17 protein-coding genes and 4 pseudogenes are annotated in these 19,531 nt (G+C 38.5%); 4 read left to right on the top strand and 17 right to left on the bottom strand.

The window, feature by feature from the left end; all coding sequences use genetic code 11:
* Window positions 1-17: 17 nt before the first annotated feature.
* Window positions 18-1,093 (bottom strand): annotated as a pseudogene (locus NP781_RS09650) (undecaprenyldiphospho-muramoylpentapeptide beta-N-acetylglucosaminyltransferase).
* A gap of 99 nt (window positions 1,094-1,192) precedes the next feature.
* On the opposite strand from NP781_RS09650, the pseudogene NP781_RS09645 reads away from it, so the two are divergent.
* Window positions 1,193-2,610, top strand: a pseudogene (locus NP781_RS09645) (MATE family efflux transporter).
* A gap of 43 nt (window positions 2,611-2,653) precedes the next feature.
* Here NP781_RS09645 and NP781_RS09640 read toward each other — a convergent pair.
* The 8 genes and pseudogenes from NP781_RS09640 to NP781_RS09605 form a co-directional block, all read right to left on the bottom strand.
* Window positions 2,654-3,730, bottom strand: a complete 1,077-nt coding sequence (locus tag NP781_RS09640) for a Ger(x)C family spore germination protein (RefSeq protein ID WP_221682203.1) — start codon at window positions 3,728-3,730, stop codon at window positions 2,654-2,656.
* Window positions 3,720-4,748: a spore germination protein gene (locus NP781_RS09635; RefSeq protein WP_257522127.1), complete on the bottom strand. Its 1,029-nt coding sequence runs from the start codon at window positions 4,746-4,748 to the stop codon at window positions 3,720-3,722. The genes NP781_RS09640 and NP781_RS09635 overlap by 11 nt, the downstream gene beginning before the upstream one ends.
* Window positions 4,639-6,155, bottom strand: a pseudogene (locus NP781_RS09630) (spore germination protein). Before NP781_RS09630 ends, NP781_RS09635 begins: the two are co-directional and overlap by 110 nt.
* Window positions 6,156-6,297: 142 nt before the next feature.
* Window positions 6,298-9,252, bottom strand: a complete 2,955-nt coding sequence (locus NP781_RS09625) for an EAL domain-containing protein (RefSeq protein ID WP_257522126.1) — start codon at window positions 9,250-9,252, stop codon at window positions 6,298-6,300.
* A gap of 323 nt (window positions 9,253-9,575) precedes the next feature.
* Window positions 9,576-9,887, bottom strand: coding sequence for a helix-turn-helix domain-containing protein (locus NP781_RS09620; RefSeq protein WP_257522125.1), 312 nt, complete (start codon window positions 9,885-9,887; stop codon window positions 9,576-9,578).
* Window positions 9,888-9,989: 102 nt separating this feature from the next.
* Window positions 9,990-10,680: pseudogene (locus NP781_RS09615) on the bottom strand (CAP domain-containing protein).
* Between the two features lie 431 nt (window positions 10,681-11,111).
* Window positions 11,112-12,014 carry a CobW family GTP-binding protein gene (locus tag NP781_RS09610; protein ID WP_257522124.1) on the bottom strand — a complete coding sequence of 301 codons (903 nt, stop codon included), beginning with the start codon at window positions 12,012-12,014 and terminating at the stop codon, window positions 11,112-11,114.
* Between the two features lie 68 nt (window positions 12,015-12,082).
* A complete protein-coding gene (locus NP781_RS09605) occupies window positions 12,083-13,597 on the bottom strand; it encodes a lmo1851 family serine protease (RefSeq protein ID WP_257522123.1) in 1,515 nt (504 codons plus the stop codon).
* A 583-nt stretch (window positions 13,598-14,180) separates the two neighbouring features.
* Between NP781_RS09605 and NP781_RS09600 the strand changes: the two genes are divergently transcribed.
* Window positions 14,181-14,459 carry a translation initiation factor 2 gene (locus tag NP781_RS09600; RefSeq protein ID WP_221682229.1) on the top strand — a complete coding sequence of 93 codons (279 nt, stop codon included), beginning with the start codon at window positions 14,181-14,183 and terminating at the stop codon, window positions 14,457-14,459.
* Between the two features lie 102 nt (window positions 14,460-14,561).
* Here the strand turns inward: NP781_RS09600 and NP781_RS09595 are convergent, their stop codons facing one another.
* The 6 genes from NP781_RS09595 to fabZ form a co-directional block, all read right to left on the bottom strand.
* Window positions 14,562-15,248: a polysaccharide deacetylase family protein gene (locus tag NP781_RS09595; protein ID WP_373880543.1), complete on the bottom strand. Its 687-nt coding sequence runs from the start codon at window positions 15,246-15,248 to the stop codon at window positions 14,562-14,564.
* A gap of 76 nt (window positions 15,249-15,324) precedes the next feature.
* On the bottom strand, window positions 15,325-15,666 hold the full coding sequence (locus tag NP781_RS09590) for a DinB family protein (RefSeq protein WP_257522122.1): 342 nt from the start codon (window positions 15,664-15,666) through the stop codon (window positions 15,325-15,327).
* Window positions 15,648-15,770: a hypothetical protein gene (locus NP781_RS09585; protein ID WP_257522121.1), complete on the bottom strand. Its 123-nt coding sequence runs from the start codon at window positions 15,768-15,770 to the stop codon at window positions 15,648-15,650. The genes NP781_RS09590 and NP781_RS09585 overlap by 19 nt, the downstream gene beginning before the upstream one ends.
* Complete coding sequence (locus tag NP781_RS09580) at window positions 15,754-16,248, bottom strand: hydroxymyristoyl-ACP dehydratase (protein WP_221682241.1); 495 nt, start codon at window positions 16,246-16,248, stop codon at window positions 15,754-15,756. Before NP781_RS09580 ends, NP781_RS09585 begins: the two co-directional genes overlap by 17 nt.
* Window positions 16,249-16,336: 88 nt before the next feature.
* Complete coding sequence (locus NP781_RS09575) at window positions 16,337-16,519, bottom strand: hypothetical protein (protein WP_221682243.1); 183 nt, start codon at window positions 16,517-16,519, stop codon at window positions 16,337-16,339.
* A gap of 18 nt (window positions 16,520-16,537) precedes the next feature.
* Window positions 16,538-16,963: a 3-hydroxyacyl-ACP dehydratase FabZ gene (gene fabZ / locus NP781_RS09570; protein ID WP_221682244.1), complete on the bottom strand. Its 426-nt coding sequence runs from the start codon at window positions 16,961-16,963 to the stop codon at window positions 16,538-16,540.
* Window positions 16,964-17,175: 212 nt separating this feature from the next.
* On the opposite strand from fabZ, the gene NP781_RS09565 reads away from it, so the two are divergent.
* The gene (locus tag NP781_RS09565) at window positions 17,176-17,793 is read left to right on the top strand and encodes a LysE family translocator (RefSeq protein ID WP_257522120.1); all 618 of its coding nucleotides are present in this window, start codon (window positions 17,176-17,178) and stop codon (window positions 17,791-17,793) included.
* Window positions 17,794-17,879: 86 nt separating this feature from the next.
* Entirely contained in the window at window positions 17,880-18,359 is a 480-nt protein-coding gene (locus NP781_RS09560) for a DinB family protein (RefSeq protein WP_221682246.1), read from the top strand.
* Window positions 18,360-18,382: 23 nt separating this feature from the next.
* Here the strand turns inward: NP781_RS09560 and NP781_RS09555 are convergent, their stop codons facing one another.
* Both NP781_RS09555 and NP781_RS09550 read right to left on the bottom strand, forming a co-directional pair.
* Window positions 18,383-19,321 carry a DUF2268 domain-containing putative Zn-dependent protease gene (locus NP781_RS09555; RefSeq protein WP_221682247.1) on the bottom strand — a complete coding sequence of 313 codons (939 nt, stop codon included), beginning with the start codon at window positions 19,319-19,321 and terminating at the stop codon, window positions 18,383-18,385.
* Complete coding sequence (locus NP781_RS09550; protein WP_257522119.1) at window positions 19,269-19,412, bottom strand: hypothetical protein; 144 nt, start codon at window positions 19,410-19,412, stop codon at window positions 19,269-19,271. The genes NP781_RS09555 and NP781_RS09550 overlap by 53 nt, the downstream gene beginning before the upstream one ends.
* Between the last annotated feature and the right edge of the window lie 119 nt (window positions 19,413-19,531).

The following is a 19,531-nucleotide window of genomic DNA, read 5'->3' as shown; positions in this document are numbered from 1 at the left end:
TCTTTTTCAAATAGCACTTATTTCTTATACCGTAAAATTAATGACGCCATTTCATCTGGTGTTTTTGGTTTTTGCGTTTTTGCCATTGTCTCCACCATTTCCACTTTACGCTCTGTTAGTGTATGAACAGACTTCATAAAAGATTCCTTTGTCAACTCGTCTTCCTGTAGCACTTCTGCGTAACCTTGTTTTTAAACAAGTTGGCATTTAAAATTTGATCCCCACGGCTTTTTTGCGCTGAGAGAGGTACTAATAGCATCGGCTTGTGAAGCGCTAAAAATTCAAAAATGGAGTTAGAGCCTGCTCGTGACACAATAAAGTCTGCAGCATGCAGTAAATCAGGTAACTCTGTTGTCACATACTCAAATTGCTTGTAGCCTGGCATTGCCTCCAGTGCTTGATCATAATTCCCCTTCCCACATAAATGAATGATGTGAAATTGCTTGAGGAGCTCTGGTAAGTTTTTACGTAGTGCCTCATTTAAGACAACAGAGCCTAAACTCCCTCCCATAACAAGTAAAACAGGCTTTAAAGTAGAAAAGCCGCAGAAAGATAGCCCCCTTGCTCTTTCTCCCTCAAATAACTCAGGACGAATAATGGAGCCTGTGCAAGTAGCCTTCTCTTGAGGTAAATGCTTCAGTGTTTCTTCAAAAATCGTGAATACATGTGAAGCAAAAGGTAAGGCTATTTTATTGGCAAGACCAGGTGTGACATCAGATTCATGGATGACGACTGGCACACCTGCTAATTTCGCTGCCATCACAACGGGTACAGAGACAAACCCTCCCTTTGAAAAGACAACCTGTGGCTTTACTTTTTTTATAATACGAAAAGCCTGCATCATTCCAGCAAGCACTTTAAATGGATCTGTAAAATTTTTCATGGAAAAATAACGACGCAATTTACCACTCGCAATGCCATAAAACGGAACATCGGGGAACGCCTCGCCAATTAATTCTTTTTCAATACCTTGCTCTGAGCCAATATAGTGGACATCATAACCAAGTTCTAGTAAAGACGGGAGTATCGCCTGATTTAACGATACATGGCCAGCTGTCCCACCACCGGTTAAAATGATTGTTTGTTGTTTCACACAAATTCTCCTATTCCTTAAAAACCATTGTAGTTAGCACTACTTTTTGTTTACAGTGTTCTATTTTACTATATGCTGACGAAAAGATATAGATGAAGCATGAAAATTTCAGCTTTTCTCTCTTTACATATGCTATACTTGTTCATTATGTTCATGAAGGAAGTAGAAAATATGTATCAAACATCCACAATTAAGGAAAAATACGTGCTGCTTTTAAAAATGATTGTCCCTATTTTAGTGACACAGGTAGCTATTTATCTTATTTCATTTTTTGATATTTTAATGTCTAGTCGTTACGGGACGGTTGATTTAGCAGGTGTTTCGATTGGTTCCTCCATATGGATGCCGATTTATACTGGACTTTCAGGTATACTCCTAGCTATTACCCCAATTGTCTCCCAGCTTGTGGGAGCGAAAAAGAGATGGATGCAAAAAAGGCAGTCCAGCAAGGCATTTATGTCGCCATATTGCTAGCGATCCTTATTTTTACAGGACTCTTCTTTGGCATTGATTGGATACTTAGTAAGATGAACTTAGAATCTGCTGTACATAACATTGCAAAAGGCTACATCTATGCGATGTGTGCTGGTCTTTTGCCACTTTTCTTATTTTTTGTGATGCGTTGCTTTATTGACGCTCTTGGTCAGACACGGGTCACGATGATCATTACCTTAATGACAACGCCAATTAATATCATGCTGAACTATATCTTTATTTTCGGCAAATTCGGTGCACCTAAGCTTGGCGGCATCGGGGCAGGTGTAGCGACAGCAATAACGTACTGGCTAATATTCATGATTACTGTATGGATCATCGCTAAACGAGTACCGTTCGAACGATTCCGCCTGTTTCATGATTGGCCTAAGCTTGAATGGTTTCGATGGAAGGAAATTTTATTAATTGGGGTACCGATCGGTATATCCCTATTTGCAGAAACGAGTATATTTTCTGCTGTGACCATGATGATGAGTAATTTTAGCACAGAAATCATCGCAGCCCATCAGATTGCTATCAATTTCACTTCTCTGTTATACATGGTTCCGCTCAGTATTTCTATGGGTGTCACAATATTAGTAGGTTTTGAGATCGGCGCTGGTCGCATGCGAGATGCTCGTATGTATAGCTATCTATGTGTCGGCACAGCCATTTTATTTAGCTTTATATCAGCTTGTATTTTGTTTATTTTACGTGAACCTGTAGCACATATGTATACGACAGATAAGATGGTACTTGAATATGCCGTACAATTTTTAGTCTACGCAGCCATTTTCCAGCTATCTGATGCGATACAAGCACCAGTACAAGGCGCATTGAGGGGCTATAAAGATGTCATGATCACGTTTATCATGGCCATTATATCTTATTGGGTGATTGGCTTGCCAGTTGGGTATACCCTTGCCACACACACGGATTTCGGGCCATTTGGCTATTGGATTGGCCTTGTGGCAGGTTTAACAATGGGTGCGGTTACTCTTTTAATCCGTCTGTTGATTGTTCAAAAAAGAGTCACTGTTTAACGACAAAAAAATCGCTTTTCTCTAACTTGAGAAAGGCGATTTTTTAGCGTAAAACACCTGTACGAATGATTTTCACTTGAACAGACGGCACTAGCTGTAAGGATGCATAGATAGTATGCCAATCCTTCTGAAACATCTTGGGGTGATAAGCACGAATATATCGACCAATCCCCAACATATCCGATTGCTGAACTTGAAGAATTCGCAAAACCTCCTCAAACTCTGCCTGCACATGGTCTTGAATCAACTGCTGAACCTCCTTGAAAATGGGGTCTTTATATAAATGGTCATGTGCAAATTCCTCAATTTCTACCTCGATGAGATAATCCATGTCTATTCTTTTTAATTCCTCATTCACCCTCCATTGACGCTTGATATGAATGACATCAGCCGTTATTGGCATCGCTTTTCCATCATGTTTCCACATATAGCTCATCCGTGCTTGTTTGCTAGGTTGATTCATTAAGAGAAGCATCGTGAGCGATTGTTTTGGTGTTAATACTGTACCCGTAAACGTTTGACCTGAGAACAAAGCAACGCCTGCCGCAACAGCATGCTTTTTATCCTCACTTAACTGAATATAAGGTAGTGCAATATCAATTGTCTGTTCAAATAGCATGGAGCCAACCGTCTGTAAATCTAATTTCGGAAAAATTGTATTTTCCTCTGTGCTTTCCATAAAACGTTCATAATAGCCTCCTGCACCCCCTGCTAAATCCTTTGTTAGCTCAATAAACGGCTTGACATCCCCTTCAGTTACAGCTATTTTTATCGAAATCGGGTTTTGGGGATCACGAAAATAAATATCTAAAATATCATAAAGAGGCTCTCTTACCGTTTGATCCGATACAAGGATGGTCGATAGCTCAGATAAATCAAGTGTTTGTTCTACTTTTAAATTGGCTTGATTCCGTACATCTCTTGGTGAAATACCGTCCGCTTCAATCACTTCATTTTGCTGAGCTGCTGTATTCGGATAGGCATAATATCCCTTGTATGCCCCTATATATCCGTCCACCCCAACGAGCGTCACAACGGAAGCGTTTTTATAAAGTCGTTCATCCCAACAGCCAGTTAAAAGTAACATAGACAAGAGGAGCATAATCCCTTTACGATACACGTTTTCCCCTCCATTTATTCCAACAAATTATCATCATTGGTAGTAGAATCGTAAACACTATGAGTACGTAGTGTATAGAATTTTTGATAAACTCAATGCGCTGAAATTGCATGACAAGTAGCGGTAGGATGGCTAAGAGAAGATGATAAATAACAATAAATCTTTTCGGATGCTTTCGCTTTTTTGACAAATAAAGCACACGAAAGGACAAACCAAAGATCATAACCGTAACAATGGACCACGAAAGCCAAATATAGATGAAAAAAATATCCAGCCGTTTTACAAAAGTCACTTCCTGTGATTTTAATATATACATAATAGGCTCTGGTATCAGTTGAACCTCCTCCAAAGCAAAGAACATTTGTGTAAAGACAACCGAAATAAAATAAAAGATAAAAATGACAAGTTGGTAAATCAATAAGGGCTTTCCCTTCACTTGTAAATCCTGTTTGAGAAATGGACGATAAAGGAGGTACATTTCAATCCCAAAATAAGCATACATGCTATGAATCATGCCCGCCATGATTTGCCTAGTATTGTTCCACTCAACGGGAAAAAGATTACTCCACGTTAAATCTGGAATAGCCAGCATTAAAAAAATGACAAAGAGGAAAATGATAGGAATTAGCATGACACCAATATTGATGATGGTTTCTGGTCTAACTAAATTGGCATACAAAGAGAGCCCTACAATCATCATGACAACAATCCATTCAGGTGTTTGGGGCAAGACCCATGAGGCCAGAACATACCCCATATAGGCAATTAATACAGCTGTTATTAATAACCAATAGATAAGATAGACCCAGCGAAAGAACCCATTTAAAAAGAAAAATTGATAATAGCGTTCAAAAAATAACAGCAAGCCGTAATGGAAGATGCTAGCAAGGAAGAAGACATACCATGCACTATGTTGGCTGTATATGATTAACGGTGTTTGAAAGGCAATGTAGACAACACCTGTCTGAATGATAAAGAGTAGTAAAAAAAATTGTGCCTTTGATAGAGAAAAATTCATGGTGTATCCTCATTTTTTCCCTTTTCATCTTTCGGTGGTTGAAAGGAAGTGACTTGGACTGTCGGTTTAATGAATGGCCAGCGTAAAAAATTTTATAAACAGCTTTCGGTTGAAAAGGTACGATAGGTGAAAAATACGGCTGTTTCAATGACGTTAAACTAATTAAATGAATTAATAGGATGACAACCCCTACCACAATGCCTAAAAACCCAAATAATGAGGCAAGTAGCATAAACGGAAAACGGAGCATGCGAATCGTGCTATTCAATTCAACAGACGGGACAACATAGCTTGAAATGGCCGTTAAGGCGACAACAATGACCATTAAGTTCGACACGAGTCCCGCACTTACAATGGCATCTCCTATCACTAATCCCCCTACGATCCCAATCGTTTGCCCTACTGATTGTGGTAAACGAATACTTGATTCTCGAATGAGCTCCATAATAATCTCAAGTATCAGTGCTTCAATTAACGGTCGATAAGGTATATCATTAACATCATTTTTTACTTGATTACTTAATTCTAAGGGTAATACCTCAAAGTGAAAGCTAATCACAGCAATATAAAATGCTGGTAAAAAAACCGCCGTTACAAATGACAGTAAACGCACTATTTTATAAAAAGAGCCAACCACTACCCGACTATTATAGTCATCAGGTGTTTGATAGAAAGAGAAAATGTCACAGGGCCAATCAAGGCAGACGGCGAAATATTGGTCATGACCACAACCTTACCCTCCACTAAATGGGCTACCACACGATCTGGATGCTCCGTATTTAACAATTGCGGAAACGGCGATAACACGGAATCCTCTAGTGCATCACTTAACTGACCAATACTATAAAAATAGTCGATTTTAATGTCCGCAATCCGCTTTTCCATCTCTTGTAAGGTCTCAGGCTGTATGACTCCATCCATATAGAGATAATAAGCTTTTGTGTTAGTTTGTTGTCCAATTGTAAAAGATTTGACCACAAGAGCGGGATTATTCACTCGCTTTCGTATCAACGTTAAATTGGTATCCGCCCGCTCCACAAGACCCTCATGGGAGCCTCGCAGAATATGTTCATTGTTTGGCTCCTCAAGGTTACGACGAACTTCATTGGTAATCGCTAACGTCAGCATTTTTCCCGTATCAGGCAAAATCACGAGCGTTTCACCTTGGCAAACCCGTTCAATCGCTTGCGGTAGCGCAAAATTATCGAGTGTTGTAAGTAGGGTTTCACTCCAAAAAGGTTTTTCTGTATCTAAACGTGCATAAATCGTATCCAGTATTTTTTGTACTTCCTTCGCATCAACAAGAGAAGCGTAAAAGCATAAAATAGCCGTGTCCCCTTCATGCCAATCTATTTGTCTGACGGTCAAATCCGAGGAATGGTAGAATGCTTTTTGTAGGCTTTTCATCATATACTCCACTTTATCCATAAAACGCCTCCTCTACTGGAGAGTATAAGCATTTTTCGTGTATTTCAAACGCTTAGTTCGTGTGATTCCACGCCATGAAAAAAAGATGCCCTCTAGAACATTTGGGCATCTTCATGATCAGCTATTTTTTAAAATAAGCTTCAATATCCTCATACATAAAGGGCGTTCCCTCTATTTTTTCATGGTGATTATGCAATGCTGTCATTCGATTGATAATTGGGGCTAATTTTCCTTCATCCTCCTGCGTCAAATTGAAGGCGACGCCATAAGAATAGATTTGGTATTTTTCTTCTAAGGTCCATCTAAAAGTACCCTCTAGGTTAAATGATTGATTCATTAAAATAAAGCTAAATTTAAATTTCATCGTTTGATTAACGGGTAGCTTCAAAGAAGAGCGAATCTTCATCCCGCCTAAGCTAATATTTTCAATGATGATCGGCGTATGACCGATATTAATTTTTTGCTCATTCATTTCGATAATCGTCATGAAGCCCTTCACATAGGCCGGGAATTGAAAACGATAATATTTGCGCCGTTCCACCACAGGTTTTTTATGAACAATGGCTTTTTGTGGTGTTAAAATGCCTTGTACCAGCATTTTTTCAAAGGCTTTCGCGGGAACAGCCTTCGTATAAATACTACCTTGCAAATAATCACATTCTTGCTGCTTTAAAAAGATAAATTGCTCGTAACTTTCAACTCCTTTTGCCACAACCTGAATACCAAGCATTTTGGCTAAATAAATCGTTGTTGAAATGAGTCCATTTTCAATCGGACGATCATAACGAATTTCACGGATAAACGCTTCATAGATATGGAGTGTCGTTGGTTGGAATGTTCGCAATGATTCTAAGGAAGAGTAGCCTGTTCCAAAATCACCAATAGCAATTTTAACACCGATGTCTTGTAATTCTTTGAGAACGGCCATCACACTTGTACTATTTTTTAAGATGGTACTTTCGCTAATCTCGAACTGTATATAATGAGCGTCAATCGAATTTACCTGTAATTGCTCTTGGACAAACTGAATAAAGCCCTTTTTCATCAGACGGATTGGCGATATCTTAATACTAATTGTTCGCAGCACATGCCCTTGCTGCTTCCAGTGCTGTAACAACACACATGCTTTTTTAATCACCCAATCTGTAATGATGTGAATCATATGGTTTTCTTCCGCTAATGGAATAAATTCACCAGGTGACACAAGGCCCCATTCTTTATGATGCCAACGAATTAACGCTTCTGCACCGTTGATAACCCCCTTTTGCGGCTCCACCAATGGTTGGAAATATAATTCGAATTCCTCATTTAACATGGCTTGTCGCATATCTCGGTCTAACACGTACTGTTTATAGGAAGTAATATCCTCTGTAAAGGCATAAATATGAAAACGATTCCTTCCCTGCTGTTGCGCATAGCATAAAGCTGAATATGCATTTTCTAATAAAATATTTCTCGTTAAGCCCTCCTCTGGGTAAAAAGCAATACCTATGCTAGCAGATAGGTGCAAGCGATAGTCTTTTATCGAAAAAGGTGTATCAAAGGTTTTCAGTATACGGCTAGCCAGCGCGTAAATATGTTGCTTGCTCACATATTTTTTAATGACAATGATAAAATGCTGATTGTCTAAACGTGCCATGTAACTGTGATCATCTGTTAGTGTTGAAAAGTAGTTGGTCACCGTGCGCAGAAGCTCATCACCAATTTTTGTACCTAGCGCATTATTTAAGATATGAAAGCGGTTAATCGAAATATATAATAGTGCGAAGGGTTCGCCAGCTAAGCATAAGGTATCAACTTTATCATGTAAGCTCAAGCGATTTGGTAAACCTGTCAATTCATCATAATACACTAAATAATTAAGCTTCTTTTCCCGTTCAATCTCCTTTGTAATATCCGTTACTAAGCCGAAAATATGGTTGACCTCCCCTTGCTGATCTAGTCTCGGCACAATCTGTTCCAGTAACCACTTTGTCGGATTCTCCCCCGTTAGGATACGATAAATCACTTGATAGCTTTTGCCTGAAGCGAGATGATCTGTATACGCTAATACTTCCTCACGATGCGCAGGATGAATCATATTAATCCATACTTCTGAGTCTTCGTAAAGCCTGGCTAATGGAATACCTAGAATTCCTTCCAGTCCTTTAGAGGCGAACAGCATATTGCCACGAATGGAATCTCGCATCCAAATCCCTGCATCTAAATTGTCAAAGATAGAATGATAGTTGGCTAATGTATCATTTAGCGTTTTCTCAAGTAATTTGAAAGCCGTTTCGTCTTTGACAACCCCAATCATCTTAAAGGGCTTGTCATCCTTCCAAATGACTTCAGCGGCCGCCTGTAGAAAACGCAGTTCATTGGTTTTACCGTGATAAATTCGGAAGTCACTGTCAAAATTAGTCCCTTTTCGAGCATGATTAAATGCATCATATGTCCTTTCATAATCATCTGGATGAATGAACTGGAAAACGTGATCAATACCATCGTTATCTGAACGTGCAAAGCCAAAAATATGATAAAAATTATCCGAGCAAAACAGTTTGTCATGCTGAATAAAGTACTCCCAGCTCCCAACTGCCGCAATATGCTGGGCGTAATTTAAATGCTTCTCATGGAGCATTAACTGATGCTTCATGGCTGAATACGTGGACATATCTTCAATGATTAAATAGAGCCCCTCCGCCTGATTGTCGTCATTTTTGATTGGTATAAATGTCAGTACTAGGCTTAGATTTTGTCCTTGATGCTGTAGTCTTTCAATATCAATTTTGACCGACTTTCCTCGTAATGTTCGATTGAACGCTCTTTTTAATCGTTTATAATCTACATCAGTCAGAATTTTCTTGAAATCTTCAGCATGACTAGGTCGATCTTGTAATAGTTCATAGAGTGCTTCTTGATTGACGTAAATAATTTCGCCATCTGCCGAAAACACAATCATCATATCGGGGTGATACTTGGCAAAGGACATGGCATATGAAAATAAACCATGGTCTTGAGCTGTTGCCAGCGCAATCGTATGTGGTCTTTCTTCCTTTGTAAAAAATTGCTTTAATAGATTCGGCTTTTTCATCCATCTCACCTCTCCCTACTTTTTACCCACTACTTATTTATCAATTCCCCCAAAATACAGTTTAAAAACTACTATTTAGAAAAGAGAAAGAAAAGTTTCATCGACCTTTTTTCGCTGGAGAACCGCTCTTTTTTAGGGGGACTGCTCTTTTTATTTGGATATCCGCTCCTTTTCGAGGGTGAAGCGCTCTTCTTATCAGGATAACCGCTCCTTTTCGAGGGTGAAGCGCTCTTTTTATCAGGATAACCGCTCCTTTTCGAGGGTGAAGCGCTCTTTTTATTAGGTCATGCCCCCTATCCAAAGAAATAGTTCATGTGTTTTTCTTAAGGTACTACGATTAATTCCATATCCAATAGCCAGCGATCAATGGCTTGCTTCGGATAATAGACTTTGTCTCCTACCTTCACATGAGGGATTTCGCTTATGTAACTATTTGATCCATCTGGCACTTCTGTTAATTTTAGCACTTCCACTACACTGATTCCTAAATAATCAGCAGCCTCTTCTTGTGACAAAAGCTGGTGTCGCACGGATTCCTTTGGCTGCTCTTTTAAACTAGTGGCGATGAGCCAGCTTCCTATTAAAAACGACACGGCTAAGGAGAAAATCGCCATTGCTATGCTATATTGTTTCAATTCTATCCTCCCTTTCTCATCAAATTTTACCATTAATTCAATAAAAAAAGATGCTCTATAAGCCTTTAAAGACTTGTAGAGCATCTTTCTATTCATAAATGATTATTTTTGGATAAATTGTTGTGTCCAGTAGTTACCTGATTTCACATAACCTACACCGATGTGTGTAAATTTACCGTTTAAAATGTTCGCACGGTGTCCTGGTGAATCCATCCATGCTTGTACTACTTCTTGTGGTGAACGTTGACCTTGAGCAATGTTTTCACCTGCAGCTTTATAAGCGATGCCTAAAGCTTTCATACGATCAAATGGTGAACCAAATGTTGGGCTCGTATGTGAGAAATAGTTTTTACTTTGCATATCTTGTGATTTTTCACGAGCTGCAAGCCATTAATTTTGCATCTGTTTGAAGTGGTGATAAACCAGCTTTTGTACGCTCAGCGTTTGTTAATTTTACTACTTCTTGTTCAAATGCGTTCACATCTGAAGTTGTTGTTGATGGTGTTGAAGTAGTTGGTGGTGTTGCTGGCTTTTCATTTTGTGATGATTGATTATTATTTGGCTTTGTTGGTGTTGTATTATTTGTTGTTGGCGTCTCATTAGATGGTGTAGATGCCTGTGGAAGCTTAATCGTCCACTTATGATTATTGTTTGACCATTTATAATAATAAACATTACAGTTTGTTGATTGCTGTACGGAATTCCCCTCTGTTGTATTGGCAGCAGCAGAAGCTATTTGAATTGGAGCTGCTAAAAGAAATGTTGCACAAATTGCAGTTAGTGTTTTTTTCATGTTTGCAATTCCTCCTTCTCTGCCACTAATCGTAAGGGATGATTTTCATTAAAATCTTACCAACATCTGCTAACTGCACCAACGAAGAAGAAAATGCGCGAAAAACCACGTTTTTTTTGCGTTATTTTTTAGCAGGTTTCACCAATCTATGAAATACTTACGTTTGAAAGAGGGTTGACACCCCTCCTAAACTCGTAAATATTTTAGAAAATAAACAGCTAATATGAATAAAAAATGTATGTTTTATACACTCATTTTTTAACCGCCTTGCTTCATTTTTCTCTTTGCATCACCCTAGAGATGGCTAGTGTCGTAGCCTAATATTACAATCGTGTTACAAAATCGTTACATTCCGTTTACATAAAAATAAAACAACCTGTGTAAAGCTACACGGGTTGTTCCGGTGCAAAATTCACAGGTTGCTTTATTCTTCAATTGGTCCCAATAACAGGTAAAGAAACGACATTCTCTCCAATAATAACAAGTTTTGCTGGCATTTTTAGATATTCTGGGAGCCATTGCACCATTCCATAAGCATATTGGAACAACATTGGGTTTTTGATGCCCTTAATTGGTACATAGCCTTTCATACGATAAATCGTTTCAGGTAATGCACGCACCCAATCTTCAAACTGCTCCTGTGTAAATTCCTGATCTGTGAAATCTATTAAGCGAGAGCCTAGCTGCATTGAGGCTATTGGTGCTTTAACTATATCTGCTTTATCGACCTGTGTCGTTGCCTTCAGCCCCTCTAATAAGCTGAGTGGTACACGTCCATTTGTTGTTTGCAGTATAAAGGCATGGGGGTTTAAGCCCTGCAGTTCATAGACCACCTGACCTTGCTCTGCCTCTGTTAATAAGTCTGTTTTATTTGCTAATAATAGATGTGCATGGCGAATTTGCTCTAGAAATAAAGAGCGCACTTGAGGTGTTAACGTATCACGGTGTAGCCAGAGCTTAGAATCCGCCACCGTAATAATACCTTTCACATTGAGCTGATCTGCAAAAAGCGGTGAAAAAACGGCATCCAAAGCTTCTACAGGATGTGCTGCACCTGTTGTTTCGATAATGAGCACATCAAAATCACTATCTAATAGAAGAGATTGAATTTGTGCCTCTGTTTTTTCAGCACCTGAACAGCAAATACAGCCCTCTAGCATCTCCTTGAGCGGGATATCTTTTTCCACTGCCTGTGAGTCAAATGGTAGCTTCCCGAGCTCATTCATAATAACAGCAGGCTTTAAATTCTTTTCTTTTAGCTGGCGAATGACATCTGTCAGCATGGATGTTTTGCCACTCCCTAAAAAGCCACTAAATAGGTACACATCTTTCATGTTAGCTCCTCCTATAAAAAAAGCTGTCGCAGATGCCGTGAAAGACAACTGTTGCGACAGCTACATTGTTAGTTTGTTGTTTCCTCTGTTTTTTCGGCTGTTCCTACAAGAAGCTCTTTCGCTTTTAGTAACTGAGGATCATCAGCTTTCATTTTTGCACGTAACGCATCCATTAATGCATACGTTGTATTACCTGTTAGAATGCCTGTTTCTTCAAGGTTGTTCGCTGCTTGTAGTTTTTCAACTGCCTGTGCGGTATTGTCATCAAAGATCCCATCTACTTCACCAGGCTCATACCCTAGCACCTGAAGCATCTCCTCTGCTGCTTTCACAGATTCAGATTGTAGGCCTGTCTTCATTTCTAAAGAGGCATTCAAGTATGGTAAAGAGGCATAGGATGGATACGCAACTTTGACATCAGGCACAATTCCTTTTTCATTAATCCAGTTGCCCTTCGGTGTTAACCATTTACCTGTCGTAAATTTCAAATTAGAGCCGTCTTTTAATGGTGTAACATTTTGGACAGTTCCTTTACCGAATGAGGTTTCACCAACAACTTTAGCACCAACTGACTCTTTTAATGCTCCTGCCAAAATCTCAGAGGCTGAAGCACTGCCACTATCAACTAGTACCGTAATCGGTAGGTTATATTTTTTACCTGCAATGGCATTTGTAATTTGAGGCTCCGCATCTTTTTCTTGTACCTGCACAATCGCCTTTCCTTCTGGTACAAAGAAATTAGAGATATCGACTGCAGCCTTTAGGTAGCCACCAGGATTTTGACGTAAATCTAATACAATGCCCTTCATTCTTTTGCCTTCATACTCAGTAAGGATTTTTTCAAGCTCTTGGGCAGTTTGTTCACTAAATGATGTAACTTGAATATGGGCAATATTGCCATCCAGCATTTCACCATAAACGGTTTCGACTGGGATGTCATCACGAACAATCGTCATTTGAATAGGTTCCGTATTTTCGCCACGTTTTACCGTTAATTTTACGGGTGTTCCTTTTTCGCCACGAATGAGTGCAACTGCCTCTGTTGCACTTAAGCCCTGAATACTTTTCCCATCAACTGTTAAGATAATATCTTTTGGTAATAAGCCTGCCTTTTCAGCAGGAGAATTTTTGATAGGTGACACAACTGTAATATAACCATTACGTTCTTGGATTTCTGCACCAATTCCTTGGAAGCTCGAAGATAAGCCAGAATTAAATTGATCCGCTTCTTCCTTTACCATGAAATCGGAATAAGGATCGCCTAATGCATCAAACATACCATTGATCGCACCATCGACCACTTTTTCATCGTCAATATCTTGGTAATAGTTATTTTTCAGTAAATCAAATGCTTCATATAATTTTGTAAATTCCTCTCGTTCAATCGGAACTTTCACTTCTACTACTTTCTTATCACCAAAGGTTAACGCAAATATTGTTAAACCTGCCGTAATAAGAATTGTAAAGAACATTAGCATGATAAATTTAAACGGTTTCAGTTGTATAAATTGTCCTGCTGGCTTTATTTCAGCTGGAGTCGGCTCCTGCTGCTGTTCTGTACTTTCTTTTTTCTGTTCATCCATCTTGATTGTCACCACTCTCATTTACACTAACTTGTTGTCACACTACTACCATCTTAACAGGTTATCCAGAAGACGAAAAGAAAAAGACTGTCAAAATTTCATGACAGACCTTGTCCGATCATGCTTCATTCTAACTAGCATTCCAACACCTATTCAGCCATCATACTACTAAGTTTAGGCATATTATGGTACTGCCTTTTAATTTTACTCATTTCCTAGTAGCAGTCAACAAAAAACTCAAAGAATCATAGAAATGCTATAAGAATATAACGTGCCAGTGTCCAAAAAAGTTGCATCCTATCAGGAATTATTCATGAGTTTTTGCAGTTTTTTATATACGGAATGCACGGTTAATCATAGCCTTTTGTTTTTTTCTTGCTTCATAAACAAAAGCTGCCCTTCCCCTCTAACAGCTCACTATTCATTTCAATCAGCTCTATATGTTGTGTCAATGCTAGTCCCCCCATCCGTTGATTGTACTAATTTTACCATTTTAAGTGAATCATTCAACGATCATCGGAATCGCCTTTTCACTTGTTGTCGCATATGATGCAAGTAATGACAAATGTAAGGAGGAAGAATAATGGGGAGAAATAATAAACCGAGCCAAGGCAATGAATCCATAGAAATTTATGCGGCTAAGCTAGCCTATATTGGCACAGCCATTTCAACATTAGGGGATGGTTTACAAACCATTGCAGCGGGACTCGCATTAGAAGCGCTCCAAAACGCGAACAATGATTCTTCTCAACCTAATAATGGCAATGGAAATGGGAATCAAACAGTTAAAATAGATAATATGCAGAAACAAATTGATTATTTAATTGCTGAGCTTAAAGAAATCAAAAAAATGCTTAAATAACCTTTACATAAAGAAAAGTGTTGAAGACGTTTCAGCTTCAACACTACTGTTTTTTTTCCATTTTCTTATGTGTCCTTTGGATTTCCAATAATTCAGAAACTGTCACAAACTGATAGCCCTGTTTTTCAAGCTCTGGTATGATTTGTTGCATTGCCTGAACCGTTTGTGCTCGATTTCCCCACCGTCATGAAATAGGACAATATTACCTGCCTTCACACCTTTTAAAACCGTATTCACGATGCGATGAACACCAGGGCTTTTCCAGTCAAGCGTATCTAAATGCCAAGACCACATAACAACCTTATAGCCTTTTTTTGAAATTGCATCAATCATCGCATCTGTATATTGTCCTTCAACTGGTCTAAATAATGTTGGCTGATAGCCTGTAATCCCTGCAATCACTTCATCTGTTTGCTGTATTTCTTTCATTAAATTGGTAACATTTGTTCTTAAAGGGTGTGTATAAGTATGATTGGCCAATTCATGTCCTTCGTCATACATTCTTGTAATCAGCTCAGGATTTTTTTCTGCATTTTGACCGACAATAAAAAAGGTTGCTTTTGCATTATACTTGTCTAAAACATCAAGAATTTCCGCTGTATATTTACGATGTGGCCCATCATCAAAAGTTAAGGCAATGATTTTTTCATCTGTCTGAATTTCCCAAAGAATTTGACCTGCTTCCTCATAATACTTTCTTCCTTTATTTTCAGAAGAACTCACTTTTACATAAAAAAGCGACACCGTGATTAGACTAAGTGGTAGTAAAAGCAATAAAAACTTTTTCAAATTTTCACGTCCCCAAATAATTATTTTCGTACTTTATTATTTGAGGATTTCCTAAAAAAATGCTTATGTTTCGCATTCATTCATTAAAAATTTGATGATGGATATGATGGGCCAGATGTTGCATATACTCCTCTATCAACCATCTCAACGTTGTTTGTTGTTGATTCAACACACATGGTTGGGCCAATGTCTCTTCAGCAAGGTGGTCCAGTACATACATGATTTTTTTATTGATGCTTGTCCACAACATTAAAATATCTTCTATTGGTAATTCCTGATAGCCCTGTAACGCGACCCATTGTACTTGGTCGTATGTAGTCACTACATAGGGTGAAGCTTCATACTGCATTTGAAGAAATCGTTCGAGATTGACAATAGCCGAATCACATAAATGACCAATTACTTCTTTTTGGACCATTTATTTGGAGCAGGTCGTTGTGTTATTTCCGCTTCCAACATCACACGAAATACTTCTGGTACTTTTATAAGCCAATAATGTAATTGTTCAACTGTCTTTTGCATGAAGGTCACTCCCTTCGGAAACAATTGTTACGTAATATTCTAATAATGCAATCACTGCCTGCACCCGCTTATGTTCGATTTCAATTTTAAAGGAAATCCATATAATGGCGACATTAAAACTCAAGACGGCTAATGCAACGATTTGGACAAGTGACATGCCGATCATGAGCTTGCTATTCATGGTTGTAGCTAGCAATGTTAGCACGGATAAAATAACACCACTCATGGTAATAAACATGGGCTTCATGCGGATTATCTCATTTGCCTGTACCTTTAACAAATGGACAATAAATCGCAGCTCTTGCCTTGTATATTGTTGTTGAAGGATAACAAAATAGGACTGATATACATCCTCATCAAGCTGTTTATGCAATATATTTTTATGCATCTTCTGCACAAATTGATCACAGAAATCATGCGCCAACGCTTGCTCTGGCTGTAGCTGTTCTTCTTTGTGTTCTATAAAAGCGACCCTCAAACCTCCTCATCCTCTCATATTAAAACTTTCACTCCATTTATTATATGAAGGAAAGAGAGCCGTGTAGTACGAATTGAAGCAAAGTCGTTTATTTTTGAGTGTCTTTTCGCCGTCCTCTACTTAATCCAAAAATAGCTGTTGCGAAAACAAAAACCGCCGTACAGAGCCACATAGTTAGCCCATTCCAAGTGCCTTTAGCAATCGTAAAATTCACCAATAGCGTTATTTGCATGATACAAATGGCGATATAAAGCATAAATGTGTAATTCAACCAAGAACCTCCATTTTTCTAAGATCCAAAAGCGAATACAAGATCCGTCTCACAAACTATTTCTCCATCTACCAGTGCAATCCCTCTGCCTTTCCCGACAGCGCCCTTCACACGCGTAATCTCCACCTCTAGATGTAGCTGATCACCAGGCTTTACTTGCTTTTTAAAGCGACAATGATCAATTCCTGCCAATAAACCTAATCTTCCCTCATTCCCAGCCTTTGTCAGCATAATCACTGCACTAACCTGTGCTAATGCTTCAACAATTAGCACACCTGGCATCACAGGATACTGTGGAAAATGACCTTTAAAAAACGCTTCATTAATCGTTACATTTTTCAGCCCCACTGCTCGCTTGCCCTCTTCTAACTCCACAATACGGTCTACCAAAAGAAATGGATAACGGTGTGGCAAAATAGCTTGTAATTGTTGACTTGTTAACATATGAATTCCTCCAACGTATTTTTATAATCTTATTCTAACACTAAATATTAGTACTAGGTAATAAAATTTCATTAGTATTATTCATTAGTTTTCTGAATTATTTTTCATTATTTTTTCAATATTTCTTTATCGACAGCCACACAATAGCTAGAATATAATATTCCATGCATTCACCCTAGAATGATTAGTTTATTAGAATAGGATGGTTTCGCATGTTATCTTTTATCGCAATAGTTCTTTTATTATTCTTAATTCCAGGTCCTGCAGTAATTATTACCATTACACAAACATTAAAAAGCGGAAAAAAGAATGGTGTTTATACAGCTTTAGGTATCGGTCTTGGTGACTTGGTTCATACATTAGCGGCTGTTTTAGGTCTCTCTGCTATTTTAATGAAATCAGCCACTGCCTTTGAAGTGGTGAAATATATTGGTGTGGCATACCTTGTTTACTTAGGCATTCAGATGCTCCTCACAAAGCCAAAGAAAATTGAGCAACCGACTGTCGAACAAAGTCCTGCTAGTACTTCATTCCGTCAAGGCTTTTTAGCAGAAATCCTCAATCCAAAGACGGCACTGTTTTTCCTTGCCTTCCTACCGCAATTTGTTCAGCATAACGAGCAATCTGTCACAAGCCAATTGCTAACACTCGGTATAACATTTGTCGTGATGAGTGCTTTATATACAATCCTACTCGCAGTTATTACAAGCTTCATTGGTGAAAAAATCTTTACAAAAACAAGCGGTAGCTCACACTGGCTCGAAAAGACAGTTGGCTTCGTTTATATCGGTCTCGGTGTGCGTTTAGCATTACAGACACAAAGTAGATAATTTGGAGAAGAACACAAAAAGTGTTCTTCTTTTTTTGCAGGAAAATGGAGGATTATAGCCAATAATATTAAAAAGGAGGGTTACATGTGAATCAACGTCAAGAAAATTTATTTCAGCAGCTAGCCAATTATCGTGGCGAGCTGCTTCACTTACTGGAGCATGTGTCAGAAGAAAAAGCGAACATCATCCCAGCTGGATTTCATAATAATATTCGCTGGAATATGGGTCATGTTTATCTCGATCAATATTTATGGATAGAGGCATTAACAAAAGAAAAGAATACAGAACTAGAAGCTCTCAAGAAATGGTTTGGGTTTGGTACATCGCCAAGGCATTTTGACGATGAAACGCCATCCTTTGAGGAGTTAAAAATGTATTTGGCTCAGCAGCCTGCCCAATTAAAGGAGCAGTATGGTCACCGATTGTCAGAGGAATTCCGTCCTATTGATATGGGTATGCAAACCATTGAACAAGTACTGTTACGCACCATCTTTCATGAAGGGATGCATTTACAAGCAATTTTAACCATTCATCGATGCCTAAACGAAGCAACAGACCGAGTTTGATACTGGGTCTGTTGCTTACTTGTTTATTGATAATTTTCAAGATAGTTGCCTTTTTCAAAAATTTCTTTCGGACTTAAAGCAGTCCACTCCTCTATCGATACATCGGGATGCAAATCAAGATAGGATTTTACCATTTTATATCCCTCACTATACCCATATTGATAGGGTAGATCATTTCCACCTCTAATTATATCTAATGCACGATTCAGATCAGGCTTATCCAAATCTGCTGCAACATCTGCCCAGTAGACTTTGTTGTAATCTAAATCAACTCGCGTAAAGTTCAAATCAGGATAAACTAATTTTTCAAACATCACAGCCCTTCCTTCAAATATGAGATGATCTAGCACTTTATCTTCACCACGTGGGCGGTTTTCAGTTGCAACACTATGATGATATTCATGAGCGATAATGGCCCTGATAGATTCATCGGTATAATATTTATTATAGAGGGCTGTTATTTTACCTGCACCTATCGTTACCATATTCGCGTTAACATCTGTGGCTGGAAACACACATACCGTTGTTTCATTATTAGTTGGAAGAAATTCAGAAGATTTGAATAGACCCTCTTTGATACTCTTTTCAGTTGCTTCCCTATCAATTTTTTCGCTTAATAATTGATTTTCTTTCAATTGTTTGGGCGTGATATTCAACACCGTCTCAGCCATATTTATATATTCACCATTCTCAAAACATGCACTATAAACAGGATCAATGACCTCTTCTCGATAGATGTCCAATGGCGAACGATCTGGGTCACTTTCTACCTTTTCTGTATAGTTTTGAAAAAGCTCATAAGCATGAATTATTTTAAATGGTTGCTTTGTTTCAGGATGTTCGAATGAAACTGTGATACTTTCTACATCTGGTTTCTCATGAGAAGGCTTTTCTGTTTGTGCACAGGCACTAAGCATGAAACATAACATTATTAATACGATAAAACCCTTTACATAATTCATCCTTTTCATCCATCCTTTTCATCAATAAATATTTTAACCATGCTAAAGTCATTAACGATATGCCCTGTCGCTCGACTGTTTGTGTTTGCATGATTTAGTATCCTTTCCGTTCAAAAATGGGCTCGCTAGAAGACTAGCATCCGTGCAAATATGCGTAAGACCAAGCTTTTTTGCATGCGCTTCTATTTCCTGTCCCTGAAAGTCCTTATG

It is taken from the genome of Lysinibacillus sp. FN11 (genome assembly GCF_024628845.1).
GTDB classification, from domain to species: domain Bacteria; phylum Bacillota; class Bacilli; order Bacillales_A; family Planococcaceae; genus Lysinibacillus; species Lysinibacillus capsici.
The sequence above is the reverse complement of the archived record's forward strand: the minus strand, read 5'-3'. Positions and strand labels throughout refer to the sequence as shown.

Coding starts and splice junctions, on each gene's coding strand:
- NP781_RS09585 (WP_257522121.1), bottom strand. CDS start 15,770: ATGCAAAAGACAGTTGAACAATTACATTATTGGCTTATAAAAGTACCA.
- NP781_RS09625 (WP_257522126.1), bottom strand. CDS start 9,252: ATGAAAAAGCCGAATCTATTAAAGCAATTTTTTACAAAGGAAGAAAGA.
- fabZ (WP_221682244.1), bottom strand. CDS start 16,963: ATGTTAACAAGTCAACAATTACAAGCTATTTTGCCACACCGTTATCCA.
- NP781_RS09565 (WP_257522120.1), top strand. CDS start 17,176: ATGTTATCTTTTATCGCAATAGTTCTTTTATTATTCTTAATTCCAGGT.
- NP781_RS09550 (WP_257522119.1), bottom strand. CDS start 19,412: ATGCAAACACAAACAGTCGAGCGACAGGGCATATCGTTAATGACTTTA.
- NP781_RS09590 (WP_257522122.1), bottom strand. CDS start 15,666: ATGGTCCAAAAAGAAGTAATTGGTCATTTATGTGATTCGGCTATTGTC.
- NP781_RS09605 (WP_257522123.1), bottom strand. CDS start 13,597: ATGGATGAACAGAAAAAAGAAAGTACAGAACAGCAGCAGGAGCCGACT.
- NP781_RS09610 (WP_257522124.1), bottom strand. CDS start 12,014: ATGAAAGATGTGTACCTATTTAGTGGCTTTTTAGGGAGTGGCAAAACA.
- NP781_RS09600 (WP_221682229.1), top strand. CDS start 14,181: ATGGGGAGAAATAATAAACCGAGCCAAGGCAATGAATCCATAGAAATT.
- NP781_RS09635 (WP_257522127.1), bottom strand. CDS start 4,748: ATGAATTTTTCTCTATCAAAGGCACAATTTTTTTTACTACTCTTTATC.
- NP781_RS09555 (WP_221682247.1), bottom strand. CDS start 19,321: ATGAATTATGTAAAGGGTTTTATCGTATTAATAATGTTATGTTTCATG.